This is a genomic window from Acidaminobacter sp. QWL-03, assembly GCF_058683855.1.
Genome location: NZ_CM178752.1, coordinates 426,677 through 443,529 on the forward strand (window position 1 = coordinate 426,677; position 16,853 = coordinate 443,529).

A 16,853-nucleotide genomic window follows, 5' to 3' on the forward strand; every position below is an offset into this window, starting at 1 on the left:
TTTCTATTCGAAGGTCACTACGCCAAGTTTTCCTTAATGCTTCTCGGACTCATCCACCTGAGCAGGTTCAGCATAGAACCAGCCTTATCGTTGGTGCCGGAAAGCCTTGAGCCTCCAAATGGCTGCTGCCCGACAACTGCGCCTGTTGGACGGACGTTGATGTAAAAATTGCCGGCACTGTGCGTCAATGCTTGATTGGCAAGCTGAATGGCATACGGATCTGTCGCGAAAACAGAACCGGTCAAGCCGTATTTTGAGGTCTTGTCGCACAGCGCCAGGGTATCCTCAAAAGCCTCATCCTCATAGAGATAAACCGTCAACACTGGACCGAAAATCTCTTCTTCCATAGTAATAAAGTGCGGATTTGTGGTGAGGATGACCGTTGGTTCTACAAAGAATCCCTTTTCTTTTGAGCAGCCGCCTCCTGCGATCACCTGGGCTTCATCTGAAGCCACAGCGGTCTCAATGTACTGCTTAATATTATTGAAGGATTTTTCGTCGATAACAGCGCCCATAAAGGTATCGAGGTCCTCGACATTACCAGTTTTGATTTTTCCAATCTCTTCAAACAGTGCTGTCTGAATCTCAGGCCATAATCCTTTTGGGAGGTATGCCCTGGACGCGGCAGAGCACTTTTGCCCTTGGTACTCAAAGGCGCCCTCTGCCAAGCCGTGGGCAACTGCTTTTACATCTGCGCTGGTATGTGCAATGACAAAGTTCTTTCCGCCTGTTTCGCCTACCAGCCTTGGGAAGGTTCTGTAATTCTCCAGTTGATTGCCGACCGTTTTCCAAATATTTTGGAAGGTTTTGGTGGACCCGGTAAAGTGAACGCCGCTCATGAGGTCATGCCCAAGGATCACGTCGCTGATCTCACTGGCATCCCCCGGTAAAAAGTTGATGACGCCAGCCGGCAGCCCGGCTGCCTCATAAAGCTTGTATACCACATAGGCAGAGTATACCGCTGCAGAAGCCGGCTTTAACAAAACCGTATTGCCGCAGATCGCGGGCGCGGCGGCCAAGTTGCTGCCTATCGCAGTAAAATTGAAGGGGGCAACTGCAAAGACAAAGCCTTCAAGTGGCCGATAGTCAGTTTTATTCCACGCGCTGAGACCGGAAATGGGTTGGTCCGCATAAAGTTTGCTCAGACAGTAAGCATTGAATCGCATAAAGTCAACCAACTCACAGGCGGCATCAATTTCTGCCTGTTTGAAAGTTTTACTTTGGCTGAGCATGGTGGCCGCGTTCAACTTTGCCCTCCAGGGACCGGCAGCAAGCTCGGCAGCTTTGAGGAATATGGCGACCCTTGAAGACCAGGGGAGACTTTCCCATTTTTTCTTTGCCTTTAGGGAAGATTCAATGGCTAGTGCAGCTTCCTCGCGACCTGCTTTGTGGTAAACACCAAGCACATGTTGATGATCGTGGGGCATGACGCAGCTTGAGGTGTTGCCGGTTCTAATTTCCCTGCCGTCTATAATGACGGGAATCTCGACGCATTCAGACTTCATTCTGGTTAGTTCCCGTTCCAGCTCATTTCGTTCGGGGCTGCCAGGCAGGTAGCCTCTGACGGGTTCGTTGACAAAGGGATTGACTTTTGGACTGTGAAATTGCATGACTTAGACCTCCTAAGTGTCTTTAGGCTGTGGTGACTCAGTCAGGATCAGCATGGTAAAAGTTTCGAGCATGCCTTCAATTTTCAGAAGGGCATCGTGAAGCTGGGTCATCTGATCTGTTACGCTGGCTCGAATTCTGAGCATCATGCACCACTGGCCGGTTATACGATAACATTTTTCGATTTTTAATCCTTCAATGCGAATAGACATGACGCGGTTCATGATGTCGTTGAAATCTGTGGTTTTAACATTCATAAAGACAAAGGCGCGAATGCCTTGTCCGGTTTTACCCCAGTCGATCTCAGCAGAATAACCCTTGATGGCGCCTGTGGCTTCGAGCTTGGAAATTCTCTGGTGAATGGCAGGGCGTGACATATTAAGCCGCTTGCCAATCTCTTCGTGGGTCAGGCGGCCATTGTGTTCAAGTAGTTTTAAAATTTGTATATCGAGGTTGTCCATGGAAGTCCCTCCTTGAGAAGATCGTAAAGGATAGCGCGTTGTATTGCAACTAATAGTTTGAATGATGATTAAAATCAAACGATGTGTAATGCTTTGATCCGTTGGGCAGCGATTTTGGGCGATCATGTCAACGAAACGAAAGAACGAAACGGAAGAACGAAACGGAAGGGTGAGGGGAAAAGCCCAATCGAGAACCGTCTTGAATTGGGGGTCATTCTACCTTCTCGGCTTAGGGTCCGTTCCGGTTCTCGGTTTTGGAGGACTGAAATAAAATACGTTAAATGAAAAAGTCATGCCCGCGAAACAATCTCTGCAGACATGACTTTTATTAAAGCTTATAATTTAATCACTCAATCTTTACAAAAATAGTTCCATTTTAGTTAAACGTCACATGGGTCCCTGCCTTGCCATCCAGGGCCTCCACAGCTTTATAGAGCGATGTGATGATCGCCCGCTTGGAGGGATTGGCGCGCACGAAGCGAATGGCAGCTTCGACCTTTGGCAGCATGCTGCCCGGTGCGAACTGGCCCTCATCTACATATTGCGCGGCTTCAATAAGTGTCATGTGATCCAGATCCTTCTGATTTGGCTTATTAAAATTAATGGCAACTTTTTCAACTTCCGTCAGAATCAGCAGGATATCTGCGTTGACGTCTTCGGCAAGCCGCTCCGCCGCCAGGTCCTTGTCTATAACCGCTGCGACGCCTTCAAAAGTCCCGTCAAAATGCTCAATGACCGGAATGCCGCCTCCGCCAACAGTGATGACAATGGTCGTATCCCAAAGCCGTTTGACGGAGTCGAGCTCGACGATCTTTCTCGGAATAGGGGAGGCCACCACACGTCGCCAGCCCCGACCGGCGTCTTCCTTCATGATGTAGCCCTTTTCCTCCATGAGCTTCTTCGCTTCCTCCTCAGAGTAAAACGGGCCGATGGGCTTCGTGGGGTTCTGAAATGCCGGATCGTTCTTCTCGACGACCACTTGAGTCACGAGGGAGACGACGGGAATATTCTTATTGCGTTTATTCAAGGCGTATTTTAAGCCCTGCTGGATGTGATACCCAATATAACCCTGGCTCATGGCGCCGCAGACGTCAAAAGGCATGGCAGGCGTCACGTCTCTTGCAGTTTCAGACGCGAGGAGAATGCGGCCAACTTGTGGTCCGTTGCCATGGGCAATCGCGATCTCATAACCACGGCAGCTGATTTCAGCAAGATGCTCACAGGTGTTTTTGACAACTTCGAGTTGAGCCTCGGCAGTCGCTGGGCTCCCAGGCTCCTGAAGCGCGTTGCCTCCTAATGCGATGACCACTTTTCTGGCATTGCTCATTCTTTGCGGGCTCAGACGCGAAGCGTGGGCCCTTCTCTCCTTTCGACGATCGGAATTTGAGATGCTGGTTATTGGGAGTGTATATACCCTACACACTTCCATTATACGCAACCAACCGTTGTGAGGATATGACGATTTAAAAAGACGCATTCTGCCGATGGTTGTGGTTCAACAACATCACCCCACCAGCGAACTCGACTGCAGGGTGGATTGGCTTGGGCGAGGACTGGGGTGGCTGGGACCATCGGCAGAATGTATTTGAATTCTGCAATTCAAGAACAATACTAAAAAAGCAGGAAGAGTGTTATGACTTAAAGCGCTACATTTGGTCATATTGGTGACCGAGTAAATAGTGTTTTTTGACTATCTTTTGGGTAAAATAACTGGGTAGGGAAAATCAAGCAACAGTGAAATTGACCTTAATCTCCCAAGGAGGCTTTACAATGTCAGTAGGTGTTTACGTTAATTTTGATGGTCAGTGTCAAGAAGCAGTGGAATACTACGCATCTGTCTTTGAAACCGAGCAGCCCGTCTTCATGACTTTTGGAATGGGTCCGGAAGATCCGTCCTATCCAATGCCGGAAGAGGCGAAATCCCGTATCATGCACACCAATTTAATAATTGAAGGCTCTATGATCATGTTTTCAGATACCTTCCCAGGGATGCCGTTTACAGTAGGCAACAACATGACTTTGATCCTTCAGTGCGACAGCAAAGAGCGCATCACGAAGTACTTTGAGAAGATGAGCGATGAGGGCAGCGTCGACATGCCGCTGCAGAAGACTTTCTGGAGCGAGCTCTACGGCAGTGTTGTAGATAAATACGGCATAGGCTGGCAGTTCAGTTACGACGAGACTGTTAAATGATTGAGGAAATCCCCGCCGCAGCGGGGATTTTTTGTTTGGGGTGAAGGCCTAATGTTGGAAAGGGTTTGAGGCTGTCTTTTCATTGATCAAATTGCGGGTCAATAGACGCCTGTCCCTGACACCGCCTTCCATGCTATAATGGAAAGCAAAGCCATAACTGAAAGGAAGTTGTCACCTTGGAAAAAGCGAATATCATAGAGCTGGCTATAAACCTTGGGGCACGTGATGCCAGGATCATTCGCGTGGATGCTGTCAAAACCGCCGCCTGGGTGGCACTTAAGTGCCGCTACGGATGTGATCATTACGGCAAAAGCCTGTGCTGCCCGCCGCACACGCCAACTTACAAGGAGATGAGAGAAGTCCTTAAAGACTATACTCACGCGGTGCTAATTCAGTGCCGGACGCTTGAGGAGACTACGGAACTTGCCCTTAATCTGGAGCGCGCACTCTTCAAGCTGGGCTACCATAAGGCCATTGGTTTTGGGGCAGGCAAATGTCTGCATTGCAGAGACTGCACCATGACGCTCTGTTCGCGGCCCTTCGAGGCGAGGCCTTCCATGGAAGCCTGCGGCATGGATGTGATGGCTACTGTTAAAGCCAGCGGCATGCCTATAAAGAGTATGGCCGATGGTCGCGCAGCTGTAGGTCCCGAATCTCAAAACATCCAGGATGACACAACCTACTTTGGGTATGGATTGGTTCTAATCGATTAATTTATATATGAAAAAAATGAACATTCATGGAGGACTTAAATCTTGAAAAACCTGAAATATTGGATCATGTTGATCCTGGCCAGCTTTTTCTGGGCTGGAAATTATACTTTGGGAAAAGCCGTGGTCGCCCAAGTGACACCACTTCAACTGACCTTTGTGAGATGGCTGTTTGCCTCGATATTAATGTTAATCATTGCGACAATTATCGAAAAGCCAAACTGGAAACAGGTGTTCAAATCCTGGCCAATCTTGCTGTTCCTGGGCTTCAATGGCCTAATAGGCTATAACATGGCATTGTATACCGCACTTAAATTCACCACACCTGTGAATGCGTCCTTGGTAAGTGCTTTGAATCCAGCCTTAATGGTCGCGGTGTCTGCAGTCGTGCTCCATGAAAGGCTCTCAAAAATACAGAAGTTGGGTATTATATTCTCACTTTCGGGCGTCATGGTCATTTTAACCCAAGGGAATCTGGAGAGACTTGTCAGTCTTGACTTTAATCGCGGTGATTTGTTAATGCTGATTGCCATAGCGGTATGGACGGTGTATTCCATTGTCGGAAAGCGGCTTAAAACGATTAAACCCATTACAGCCAGTGCCGCGGCTGCGCTGCTGTCCACTCTTGTCATGCTGCCGGCGGTCGTTTATCAGACTAAGGCGCCCGTTACTTTAAACACCTCGGGAATTCTGAGTGTGGTCTATATTGTTCTCTTTCCATCGGTAGGGTCCCTCATGTTCTGGAACCTGTCCGTTCGACAGATAGGCGCGGCGACGGCAGGGGTTACCCTGAACCTGATCCCTGTGTTTACCTCCCTGTTCAGCATCCTGATGGGGGAGGCCATCACCTTGCCGCAAATCATAGGAGGGCTCATGGTGTTTGCAGGGGTCTACACGACCAGCGGACTTTTGGAAAATCAGATCGCAAAAGAAAAGAAAAAGTGTGGTGAAACGGTATGACGGAAGATTCATTGACTTATATAGCCAACGCGGGTGTGATGCTGAGTCTCGATGGCAGGAAGATCCTGATCGATCCGCTGACGACCCCTGGCAATGACATTTATTCAGACACGATGCAGGGTGCGCGTGAAGCACTGCTTGCTAACGCTGCGCCTTATGACCATGTGGATGTTGTGCTTGTGACCCATCACCACAGGGATCATTTTCATGCAGAAGGGATTCTGGCCTTGCTGAAGTCGCAGCCAGGGGCGCATCTGGTGTCAACGCCTGAGGTGATCCAGCGGCTGAAAGCAGCGGGCGCGGACGAGGTACTTGGCGAGAAGGCTGAGGGAAGATGGACAGAGGTCAATCTGGCCCTTTACTCACATACAGAGACCACCTGCAATGGCGTGACGCTTCAAATCTTCAGGACGCTGCATGATGGCAAGGATTACGCAGACGTGACAAACCTGATGTTTGTTATTAAGTCGTCCACCATGACTGTGGCTCAGCTCGGTGACAGCGCGCCGGCGGAAATCAATTTTGAAGGCATTCTCACGAAAATTGGTGTGTCTCTGGATATGGTCATAGTCAACTTCCCGTACATTGCGATTCCTGCGGCGCGAAAGCTTGTGGAGGGCCACTTGGCACCCGCGTCTCTTGCGGTGCTCCATTTTCCTGACCCTGCCGGGGAAGCCGCGAGTTGGACTGAGGTAGCCAAAAAGAGTTTTTCCCGAGTCAAAGAAAGTTATTTGCCTACGGTGTTGCTGGAGACCCTTGGAGAGACTATAGTTCTGCCGATGGTTGTGGATTAAGGAATGAAACTCGGTGTTGAAACTCGGTGTCAGCGGCTTTGGCCTATCGACCCCCAGTTTCCAAAAAAACGAAACTGGGTGTCTGACACCCAGTTTCTTCTTCAAAAAAAGAAGGGGCTGTTGCAAAACTAGTAAATTTAGTTTTGCAGCAGCCTTTTTGCGTGCTATTTGCAATAACTTGCTTTCGAGAAAATTGACTTTTAGCTCGAGTCACCCATTAACATTAATTATAGGGTCGACAAAAAAGCCTAGTGTCTGCGTTTTAAAATTTCTAGGCTAAGCCGCTTTTTTGTACTCGATAATGCCGGTTTGGTTGTTTTGGATTTTATTATGGAGTTTGTTCAGGTTAATCGCCATAGCGACCATAATCATATCCGCTACTATTTTTTTCATTCCCTTACGTCGAAACCGGTCATAAGCAAGACCATCTTTGACTTTTGAGAATACACCTTCCGCCTGAATGGAGCGGTTGATCCTCTCGTTGATGCCTTCTTCTGATGCAATATTTTCTGCGGATTGACTACGGAACGCTTCAAAGGCAGGAGAGTACTTCAGGCTTTTCTTTTCAGGATCAGGATTCTTTCGACTTTTAATGCATTGGTCACTGTATTGGCAGCCTTTGCATTCAAAGCATGTGTAAACCCAGTTGATGTCTTCGAAGCCTGAAGCAGATCTCTTGATGCTGTCTTTACATCGGATGAGCTTTTTGCCAGCTTTGCAAACATAGACATCTTCATTTTCCATATATTGCATGTTTTCTCTTCGGCTAATGTCTTCTCTTACCTTTTTTATGTCTTTCGTTTCATGATTTGCCGGTTTGATGTAAGCTTTCAAACCTTTGCTGGCTAGATACGCGTAGTTTTCCACGCTTTCATACCCTGCGTCTGTGACGATGTTTTTTATGCGAGAACTATACGCTGCCAGCAGTTCTTCGAGAAAAGGCTTCAGTGTATGCAGATCATTCGTATGCTGGCTGCCCATCACGCCTACGACAAATGCGCCGCTTGAAGCCATTTGGATGTTATAAGCAGGCTTAAGTTGACCATTTCGCATATGATCATCTTTCATGCGCATGAAGGTTGCATCGTGATCTGTCTTTGAATAACTGTTTCTGGTGCCCATAGCCTTAAGATGCTTTTCATATGTTTCAAACTTTTCTTTTATCTCTTTATAGTACTCGTACTCACGTTGCTGCACGGTCTTGCGATGACCTACACCACGCACAAACTCAATTTTCAGCTTGCTGCATCTGTTTCTGATGTTGTTAAACTCCGCACACACCCTTGATTGGACTTCTTTTAAGGTGCTATTTTCTGACATGTTAAGTTCTTTGAGCATGCGTTCTTTTAGCTTGCTTTGATATTTTTCGACAGCCTTGCGCCAAACAAATGTGTATCGATTGGAGACTGCCTCAATCTTAGTCCCATCTATATACAGACTCTTTAGGTCTACATGCCCATCTTCTATGAGTATTTCCACAAATTGTCTCTGCAAATCCGCCATATGATCAATGAGCATGTTTTGAAATCGACAGATCGTGGTGTGATCCGGCGCTTTTCTACCTCCAAGAAGGTAGTGTCCTCTCACATCATACTCACAAAAATCTTCAATTTTTCGATTTGATGATTTTCCTTCGCTATTACAGAAAAGAACAATTTTAAGGAAGTTAACAAAATCTACGGCTGGCTTTCTGCCCTTTTTAGGCAAGGTGCTTATTATTGCGCTTAAATCCATCCTCTCTACTATTTTGCACACCAGTCTGACCTTGCTATCCTCTGGAATTAATGTGCCCACACTAAAATTCATTGGCAGTTGCCAAAATTGGGCTGAAGCGTTATGATGATCTAGGGTTATTTGGTTCTGCATAAATCAATTATACCCTATCGGGACTGGCTCTTGGAGCCGGTCCTGATTCATTTTTTGCAATTAAATAGACAGATGGTCATCAATTAGATTTCCATCTGTCTCTTTTTTAGGGGGGCCTATTTTGCAACAGCCCCTTCTTTTCCTTATTCACTTCTTCACCGGCTTAAGATCCAGCTCACCCCACATGCCGAGGTGCTCATCCAGGATTACTAAGACACCTTTGACACCGGTGATGGCTGCGGCAAACTTCACTGCGGTGTCAATATCCTCGGGGACGCTGACCTGGTTGGCGGTGGCGGTAGCGACGGCATCCGCTAAAGCTGTGTTTTGAGAGAGGATGACCGCAGCGTGTGCTCTCCCAAAGCTGAGGGAATGTCCAAAGCGGCCTGAGGAGGTGCAGATGCCAAGCGGCGTCTCCTCGGGCTTGATATGGAGGGCCAGACGGCCTGAGAGGGGAGAGTCTCCAGCGTAGATCAGGACGCGGCGCTCGGTGGAGAGGTTGAGGTAGAGATCGCCTCCGTTTTCGACTATGACGTCCGCATTCTGCCTGCGAAGATAAACGCCAACCGCTTCGGCTACAGCGCCAGCCACGGCGGCCATGGGTCCCACGCCGGCCGCAGAAGCAGACTGTTTCATTCGCAGTATCAAAGGCGGATCCTCGGGTCGAGGCCCGAGAGGGGTCAGACTATTCAGAAACTCAGGCTCTGACTCGATCTGGGTCACCAGGATGCTTCGGCACGCCGCCAGCACGTCTTCGACGCCGTTGATCTCTGATGACACATAAAGGTCAAGATCAGATTCCCTTTGGGTCACATTGAAGCGCTTGAGGGGATGAGGGTGATGGCCAGCTGTCCAGTCGCGGTAGAAGCGGGGTTCGTAGTGGGGGGTGGACGTCGAAGCGCTGGGTTGGGTGAAGTGACCATCGGCAGGGCCTTGGTTTTTCATTTTTAAAGCACCGGCTCCGGAACCAGCCCAGAAATGGCGCGGGATGGGCAGACCGGGATGCAGTGGTTGCAGCCCACGCACTTGGCAGGATCGAAGCTCAGCTTCCAGTCCGGCGCGGCAATGGTGAGTGCTTTGATGCCGCAGACGGAGGTGCAGAGGCCGCAGTCGGTGCAGCGGTTTTCGTCAATGGTGATCACGGACGGGATCAGGTCCACGTTGAGGCCCAGGTTCTGGAGATACTCCATGGCGTCGGCGATAGATTTCGAAGGGCCCTCAATGTCGTAAAGGAGGGAGCCCATCAAATTGAAATCGATGTTCGCCTTCAGGATGTTGAGCTTCAGGTCAAAGCGCTTGATGAGCTCGTAGGTCACCGGCGTGTTGGTGAGTGTGGAGGGGAAGGTCATGTACATTTTCGTTTTCACTATTCCAGCACCTCCGCGTTGGCCATTTTCTTGACGCCCTGATTCTGAGTGAAGAGTTTTACAGGGGCTTGAAGTTCGAAACTGCCGTTTTGGATCTTCTCTTTCAGGATGTCCGCGATTTCTCGGGCTTTCCGGAGGCTCGTGGTAGGGGAGGTCTTGACCATTTTGCCGTTAACTTCGATCTGCCCGCTTTGGAGCTCCGCGTAGTTGACTTTTCTAACCGTTGGTCTTGAGAGGTGCGGCACGGAATAATCGATCAGATTTGTCTCGATATCCTTGTTGCGCACTGCGCAAAAGCGCAGCATTTCCCGGTCGAGAAGGGGAATCGGAATGCCAATGCCCACGTTGAGGGAGGTGCCGTAGGCCTTGAAAACGGCGGGGCTGATGTATTTGGTGTCCATCTCTTTCAGATCACCAATGACCGCAAGCGTCGCGCCGGTGCCAATTGGGGTGCCGTTTGCATTTCGCGTCGGTGCAGTGTTGCACTGGGTACCGTTCCAGGACACGTAGCCGACCGCCCCACCAACAAGAATCCTGGTGCCCATGCCGATGGTCCTGAGCTCGGGATCATTCAGCAGCGGACTCAGCTCGCCGGAGGTCGCATAGGTGACGTTGCCGTAATTCGGAAGCAAGGTGCCCATGTAGGTGTAGACGGCCTTGCCGGAGCCGTTGGTTGCGGCGGCGTAGTTTTGGTAGGCATTTCTTGGATTGAACAGATAAGCCTCATTCAAATCTTTCAGTGTGACGGTGGCTTTAACTTTTTTGCCAGGGTAGCAGTCGGTGCCCTTGCTGGTGGCTTCAAGGACGATCTCTTTGCCATCGATTAAATCGCAAATGACGTGGGCGCCGCCGTACTCGTAGCCTTGGTCCTCGGATTCAGCGGTAGCACCTATGTAAGTATCCACAGCGGCCAATCCGCCGTAGGCCTCGACTTTGTTGAGAGTCAGCTTTTCAAGACGAGTTGGGGGATCGGAGTGCCCAAAGTTCAGGAAAGCGCCGGAGGAACACATTGGTCCGAAGGTTGCAGTGGTGACCACGTCAACGGCCTCGAAGACCGCTTCTTCGCCGTCGCGGTCGATCATCGCCAGGATTTCCTCAGCCGTGCAGACGACGACAGTGCCGTTTCTGATTTTTTCGTTGATTTCATCAAAAGTTCTTTTCTCTCTCAAGTGATGTCCCTCCATTTCAAAATTGAATGACGCACCCGAACATGAAAAAAGCCCCGCCGACGGCAGAGCTTACGTAATCACGCATTCCTCATCTTTCGGTTAAACCGCTGGATTTGGCACCACGCCTCAAAGGGCAGGTTGCCGGACTTCATAGGGCCAGTTCCCTCCGTCTCTCTGGATAAGAGTCATCTCGAATAAGAGATGACAAATATTTAATTGAATTTATTATAGTGATATGAGATGGGGATGTCAAGAGTTCATTTTACTTGTTGAGCTGCTTTCGCGCTGTTTCTGAGGTTAAATCCTCGCACCGGCCGCCTCTGAGGACCGCGCTGGCGCCGGAATGGCCAACTATGGCTTCTGCCAGGCGTGCTGTGTCCATGGCTTTAGCCAAGTCGATGCCGGTCTCAATACCCATTTCATGCATCATATGGATGATGTCCTCAGTCGCTATGTTGCCTGAGGCGCCCGGAATGTACGGGCAGCCGCCGAGTCCGGCAAAGGCGCCATCGAAGGTTCTGAAGCCGGCTTGGAGTCCGGCGATAATATTTGCCATGGCCATACCGCGAGTATTGTGGAGGTGGAGCACCCAGCGAACTTCCGGAAAGGTTTCGATCATGTGGCTGCCCAGTTCGAAGATGAGTCTGGGATTGGCCATGCCGGTGGCGTCGGAGAGAGATAGTTCGCTGATGCCGAGGTTGAGATATTGACGAGTGATCTTTTCGAGTTGTTCAACGGGAATTTTCCCTTCAAAGGCGCAGCCCCAGGCGGAGGACATTGCCCCTGAGACTTCAATTTTGTTTTTCGACGCGAACTCGACGCAAGTCTCAAAACCTTTCATCATTTCCAGAGGTGTTTGATTGAAGTTGTTGATGCAGTGGGACTCACTGACAGAGACCGTCAGCTTGGCTTTGGTCAGCCCTGCTGCATGAGCCCGTTCAAGGCCTTTTAAATTGGGCACCAGGACGCGGTATTCCACGCCGGGGACTTTGGTCATGCGGGAAGCTAACTCTTCAATCCCGGCCATTTGCGGGACCGCTTTAGGGTGGACGAAGGAGCCAAGCTCAACGATTTTTACGCCGGAGTCAACCACAGCATTTAGAAGCTGTAGTTTCTCCTCTACGGTGAGAATTTTTGGCTCATTTTGAAGGCCGTCCCTGAGTCCGACCTCGCAGATTGTGACTTTGTCTGGCCAGAGCATAATGGGTTTGGTTTGTGGGGTATTCAAAAGGGGGTCTCCTTTCAAGGGGAAGTCGAGAATTGTGTCTGAATTGTAGTGAGTGCCTGTTGCTCATTTCAGATTGGTGCCAGAGCTTAGTGTAAATTTACACTTAAAGAAGACTGGTGAAAACTGGGTGTCTGCGGCCTTTGGCCTATGAGAGAAAACTGGGTGTCTGACACCGAGTTTCTTTCATGACCCCGTGTTTCTTCCTTTTCGAGTCCTTATCTCAAATCCGTCACCTTGATATGATCCATGTCAGTAAAAGTTCTATTTTCACCTGCCATTGCCCATATAAAGCTGTAATTGCTGGTGCCGCAGCCAAAGTGAACAGACCAGCTTGGGGAGATAACGGCTTGCTCATTTTGCATAGCAATGCTTCTTAGCTCCTGTGGCTGCCCCATATAGTGGAAGACCAGGTTGTCTTCAGGTACGTCGAAATAGAGGTAAACTTCCATGCGGCGTTCATGGGTGTGGCAGGGCATAGAATTCCAAACGCAGCCTGTGTCCAGAATGGTGCAGCCCATGGACAGCTGGCAGGTCTCCAGAACTGCCGGATGGATCAGCTGATAGATCACGCGCTTGTTGGAGGTTTCAAAGCTGCCCAGTTCTACTTTGTTGGCGGTTTCGAGAGTGATTAACTTGGTTTCGAATTTGGTGTGGGCTGGGGCAGAGGTCATGTAGAACTTTGCGGGTTGGGACGGATCATCGCTTTTGAATAGGACTTCCCGGGTTTCCTTAGCAATATAGAGAGCGTTGAGGTGATTTAGGGGGTAGGGGTGACCATCTGCAATGACTGTTCCTGATCCTCCCAGGTTGATGATGCCCAGTTCCCGGCGCTCCAGGAAATAGCTGACGCCCAGATCTTTTTCAGGGTCTACGTTCTTCTGAAGGTCAAGGGTGGTGGTCAGCGGCATGGCGCCCAGGGTCAGAACGCGGTCGATGTGGGAGTAAACCGCAGTCACATTGTCAGGGATAAAGACCTGCTCAATGAGAAACTCGGTTCTAAGCTGGGCGGTGTCATAGTGCTTGGCATCTTTTGGGTTAGCGCCGTAGCGTACGTCCATTTGTAGTCCTCCTCAAAATAGGGGTCAGATTGTCTGAGCCTATGCATGAAGAATGCCTCTGGCAGCGGGAGACCGCTGCGCGGAGGCACTCAAGTTGAGTGTAAGAGATAAGTAGCTTCTGTTAATCAAAGATTTTTTCGCGTTCGAAGAGCTTTGGCTCCGCTTCTTCGGTGGCGATTGGCCCTTCGTGCTCGACATTCCAGTGTTCAAGTACTTCCGGATCAGGATCTCCAGAACTCTTATAGGCTTCTTTCGCAAGCCTGATGTCTTCCTCAAGCTGTTTAAGTTCAGAGAGCAGAGCTTTTCTTCGGTTGTTAAGGTCAGCGACTTTTTGGAGCATGGTTTCGCTCATTAGAACACCTCCTCATTTTAGCATTAAACTTATACCCTGAAAAGGGCGGGAATCACACCAAAAGGATAGTTGTGAGGGAGGAAGTTTGGGAAAAGAACGCGTGATTGATTGAAGTGGTGTTATACGCTTCGCTGGAATGGATGTAGAGGTGTCTTTTTTTGTCTGTTGATTTAGGTGGGCTGGGGGGTGGTACCGCTCGCCCTGAACCTTGCTGCGCTTCGGTCGCGTGCGAAGCCCTATTGCGTGCTGCGCCCTATACAAAGTCATATGATTTTGTGCACGTCTTAAGCTTTTTGCGAATTATCTGAAAAAAAAGATTGTAGATTGTCGACAATCTGCTATAATGGGTACATAGACATCAGAAAATTCTCCTTTGCAAAGGGGTTATGCCCAATGGCAGAAGCTATAACTGAATATCAACGGGACAATTTATGTTCCGTTGTCTCCGATTATATCAAAGAGCAAATACTTGTCGGGAAGTATAAAGCCGGAGACCATGTGCTGGAGGCGACAATTGCGAAAAATCTTGGCATCAGCCGCTCACCGGTGAGAGAAGGGATTAAGGATCTCGAAAAGGAAGGCATTGTCGAGATCGTTCCCAGAAAGGGGACCTACGTCACAACTTTCAGCATTAAGGATATCCACGAGGTCTTTGATATTCGAATTCTTCACGAATATGACATATTAAGGATCCTGATTCAAGAGCGCAAGTTAAACGAAGAAGATTTTAGAATTTTGACCAGTCTGGTAGACCGCATGGTCTTCATTGTTAAAAGTGATTTGAGCGATCAGGAAAAAGTTATTCAAATCAACAAAATGGATATGGATTTCCACATATACCTCTGGAATAAATCTGACAGCAAGCGTCGGATAAAAATTTTGAAAGATATGTTTTTTCAATTAAAAATGGCTATGATGTATGATACCAATGAAACCGGAGATTTGATGCAGACTGCAACAGATCACTATGAGATCATTGAGCATCTCAGAAATGGGGATCTGGAAAAGTGCAAGGCAGCATTCCTGAATCACATCAACAGTTATAAACAGGGCAACTTTGAGAATCCCTATTAAGGCTCCCAGCTAAAGAGGAGGTCCTCTCCTTTTTAATAACAATTGTCGACAATCGACACAAAATCTTACAATTAAGATTTGTCACAATTAGTCACAATTAGTCACGATCGACTGTACGAAATCACAAAGTCATTAAAGGTGTTCAGAAGTAGCAATCAAAGGACGGAGGTTGAAAGAGAAATGAGTAAGACGCTGTATTTCGAAGTATCGGAATATCAGGAAAGACTTGGCCGGACGCAGAAAAGCATGGCTGAGAAAGGTATCGACGCACTAATCGTCACAGATCCCGCCAACATGAATTATCTCTCTGGGTTTGACGGATGGTCCTTCTATGTCCATCAATGCCTGATCGTGTTCGTGGATCAAAACAAGGTCATGTGGGTCGGACGCGGACAGGACGGCAACGCTGCCAGACTGACCACCTGGCTGGAAGAAGAAGATATCCGGGCTTACACGGATGACTACGTTCAATCCCTGGTAAAACATCCAATGGACTTTGTGTCAGATATCCTTAAAGAGAAGGGTTACGACAAAAAAGTCGTCGGAACTGAAATGGATACCTATTATTTCACGGCGAAGTGTCAGGAGAGCTTGATGAAAAATTGCCCATCGGCAACCTTCATAGATGCGACTAACCTGGTGAACTGGGTTAAGATCATAAAATCTGACAACGAAATTGCCTACATGAGAAAAGCGTCTCGTATTGCCGAGCGCGTTATGGAGACAGCGTATGAAGCCGTGGATATTGGTGTCAGACAGTGTGACGCAGCCGCTAAGGTTTCAGCTGCTCAAGTTTACGGGACCGAAGAATTTGGCGGAGACTATCCTTCCATTATTCCGCTCATGCCGAGCGGAATTCGAACCTCAACACCGCACCTCAGCTGGACAGATGAGCCTTACAAGGATGGTGACACGGTCATTCTCGAGCTCTCTGGCTGTTACAGGCGCTACCACTGCCCACTCGCAAGAACCATGATCTTGGGCAAAGCGCCTCAAACTGTCATTGATCTCGGCAAAGTCGTGGTAGAGGGAATCAACGAAGCCTTAAGTGTCATCAAGCCTGGCATTTATGCTGAAGATGTGGAGCGCGCCTGGGCGAAGAGCATAGCCAAGAGCGGATTCATCAAAGATTCCCGCATTGGTTATTCCATGGGATTAAACTACCCGCCTGATTGGGGCGAGCACACTGCCAGCTTAAGACCTGGAGACAAGACTGTGCTTCAACCAAATATGACTTTCCACATGATCCCAGGTATCTGGTTGTCGGATTGCGGCGTTGATATCAGCGAATCCTTCCGCGTCACTGAAACGGGTGTTGAGACCTTCACGAACTATCCGAGAAAACTGCTCGTGAAATAATCCAAAAGTGCGAGATCCTCGCGGTTTTGAAAGGAGTGAAACGGGTTGAAGAATATTTTTAAATTCATCACAAGATTTGAAGAGTTTGTCTTAAGCTATTCAATTTTGCTGATGGCATTTATTCTCATCGGCAGCGTATTAAGCAGAACGTTCCTGAACTCCAGCTGGACCTTTGCGGAGGAAGTGGGGCAGAGCTTAACCATTATAGTGACGTTCATGGGCGTCGGATATTGCGCAAAAAAAGCAAACCACATCACAATGTCAGCTGTTTTCGATCTGCTGAATCCAAAATTCAAGAAAATATTCATGATCATCATCTCCGGTGTTTCAACTATCATGATGCTCTACATAGCCTTCATCAGTTTGCAGTACACCATGAAAGTCCTGGAGCTCGGCAGGGTAACCCCATCATTAAGAATTCCAATGTATCTGATTATTGCCATTGTACCAATAGGATTTGTCTTAGGTGCAATCGAATATGCCAGGACATTTATCCTGAACGTTACAAAGAAACAGCTCTATCTGTCCACTGAGGTAGTGCTGGATACGGACCTTAAAATCATCCCGCCGTCAGATTCCAAAGCGTGATGAGATTCCCAACTGACTGAATTTGGCTGGCAAAGGGTGGCAGTTGAAGATTGTCGCTCGGTCCGG

General features: G+C 48.7%; 17 protein-coding genes and 1 riboswitch. Of the genes, 7 read left to right on the plus strand and 10 right to left on the minus strand.

The features are described 5' to 3' along the window. Window positions 1–17: 17 nt before the first annotated feature. The 3 genes from pruA to arcC all read right to left on the minus strand — a co-directional run bounded on the left by pruA (window position 18) and on the right by arcC (window position 3,396). Window positions 18–1,610, minus strand: a complete 1,593-nt coding sequence (pruA, locus tag AC4PHM_RS01830) for an L-glutamate gamma-semialdehyde dehydrogenase (RefSeq protein WP_492019199.1) — start codon at window positions 1,608–1,610, stop codon at window positions 18–20. A 12-nt stretch (window positions 1,611–1,622) separates the two neighbouring features. After that, window positions 1,623–2,069, minus strand: coding sequence for an Lrp/AsnC family transcriptional regulator (locus AC4PHM_RS01835; RefSeq protein WP_492019200.1), 447 nt, complete (start codon window positions 2,067–2,069; stop codon window positions 1,623–1,625). Window positions 2,070–2,445: 376 nt separating this feature from the next. Next, complete coding sequence (gene arcC, locus AC4PHM_RS01840; protein WP_492019201.1) at window positions 2,446–3,396, minus strand: carbamate kinase; 951 nt, start codon at window positions 3,394–3,396, stop codon at window positions 2,446–2,448. A gap of 443 nt (window positions 3,397–3,839) precedes the next feature. Between arcC and AC4PHM_RS01845 the strand changes: the two genes are divergently transcribed. From AC4PHM_RS01845 to AC4PHM_RS01860, 4 genes are all read left to right on the plus strand, one after another. After that, entirely contained in the window at window positions 3,840–4,262 is a 423-nt protein-coding gene (locus AC4PHM_RS01845) for a VOC family protein (protein WP_492019202.1), read from the plus strand. A gap of 176 nt (window positions 4,263–4,438) precedes the next feature. Continuing rightward, a complete protein-coding gene (locus AC4PHM_RS01850) occupies window positions 4,439–4,975 on the plus strand; it encodes a DUF2284 domain-containing protein (protein WP_492019203.1) in 537 nt (178 codons plus the stop codon). A 42-nt stretch (window positions 4,976–5,017) separates the two neighbouring features. Beyond that, window positions 5,018–5,932, plus strand: coding sequence for a DMT family transporter (locus AC4PHM_RS01855; protein WP_492019204.1), 915 nt, complete (start codon window positions 5,018–5,020; stop codon window positions 5,930–5,932). Continuing rightward, window positions 5,929–6,726, plus strand: coding sequence for an MBL fold metallo-hydrolase (locus tag AC4PHM_RS01860; RefSeq protein ID WP_492019205.1), 798 nt, complete (start codon window positions 5,929–5,931; stop codon window positions 6,724–6,726). Before AC4PHM_RS01855 ends, AC4PHM_RS01860 begins: the two co-directional genes overlap by 4 nt. 276 nt (window positions 6,727–7,002) lie before the next feature. Here AC4PHM_RS01860 and AC4PHM_RS01865 read toward each other — a convergent pair whose 3' ends face one another. The 7 genes from AC4PHM_RS01865 to AC4PHM_RS01895 form a co-directional block, all read right to left on the minus strand. Then, a complete protein-coding gene (locus tag AC4PHM_RS01865; RefSeq protein ID WP_492019206.1) occupies window positions 7,003–8,592 on the minus strand; it encodes an IS1182 family transposase in 1,590 nt (529 codons plus the stop codon). Window positions 8,593–8,739: 147 nt separating this feature from the next. Continuing rightward, window positions 8,740–9,537 (minus strand): UPF0280 family protein, encoded by a 798-nt coding sequence (locus AC4PHM_RS01870; protein WP_492019207.1) that lies wholly within the window; start codon window positions 9,535–9,537, stop codon window positions 8,740–8,742. A gap of 2 nt (window positions 9,538–9,539) precedes the next feature. Then, window positions 9,540–9,959, minus strand: a complete 420-nt coding sequence (locus AC4PHM_RS01875) for an NIL domain-containing protein (protein WP_492019208.1) — start codon at window positions 9,957–9,959, stop codon at window positions 9,540–9,542. Beyond that, entirely contained in the window at window positions 9,959–11,128 is a 1,170-nt protein-coding gene (locus AC4PHM_RS01880) for a homocysteine biosynthesis protein (RefSeq protein ID WP_492019209.1), read from the minus strand. Before AC4PHM_RS01880 ends, AC4PHM_RS01875 begins: the two co-directional genes overlap by 1 nt. A gap of 85 nt (window positions 11,129–11,213) precedes the next feature. Further along, a riboswitch (SAM riboswitch) is annotated at window positions 11,214–11,313 on the minus strand. A 77-nt stretch (window positions 11,314–11,390) separates the two neighbouring features. Further along, the gene (locus AC4PHM_RS01885; RefSeq protein WP_492019210.1) at window positions 11,391–12,356 is read right to left on the minus strand and encodes a hydroxymethylglutaryl-CoA lyase; all 966 of its coding nucleotides are present in this window, start codon (window positions 12,354–12,356) and stop codon (window positions 11,391–11,393) included. 215 nt (window positions 12,357–12,571) lie between these two features. Continuing rightward, complete coding sequence (gene kduI / locus AC4PHM_RS01890; protein WP_492019211.1) at window positions 12,572–13,414, minus strand: 5-dehydro-4-deoxy-D-glucuronate isomerase; 843 nt, start codon at window positions 13,412–13,414, stop codon at window positions 12,572–12,574. 121 nt (window positions 13,415–13,535) lie between these two features. Further along, entirely contained in the window at window positions 13,536–13,766 is a 231-nt protein-coding gene (locus AC4PHM_RS01895) for a hypothetical protein (RefSeq protein ID WP_492019212.1), read from the minus strand. Window positions 13,767–14,159: 393 nt separating this feature from the next. Here AC4PHM_RS01895 and AC4PHM_RS01900 point away from each other — a divergent pair, with 393 nt between their 5' ends. From AC4PHM_RS01900 to AC4PHM_RS01910, 3 genes are all read left to right on the plus strand, one after another. Then, window positions 14,160–14,840 (plus strand): GntR family transcriptional regulator, encoded by a 681-nt coding sequence (locus tag AC4PHM_RS01900; RefSeq protein WP_492019213.1) that lies wholly within the window; start codon window positions 14,160–14,162, stop codon window positions 14,838–14,840. Window positions 14,841–15,020: 180 nt separating this feature from the next. Next, on the plus strand, window positions 15,021–16,199 hold the full coding sequence (locus AC4PHM_RS01905) for a M24 family metallopeptidase (protein WP_492019214.1): 1,179 nt from the start codon (window positions 15,021–15,023) through the stop codon (window positions 16,197–16,199). A 45-nt stretch (window positions 16,200–16,244) separates the two neighbouring features. Then, on the plus strand, window positions 16,245–16,787 hold the full coding sequence (locus tag AC4PHM_RS01910; protein ID WP_492019215.1) for a TRAP transporter small permease: 543 nt from the start codon (window positions 16,245–16,247) through the stop codon (window positions 16,785–16,787). Window positions 16,788–16,853: the final 66 nt, after the last annotated feature.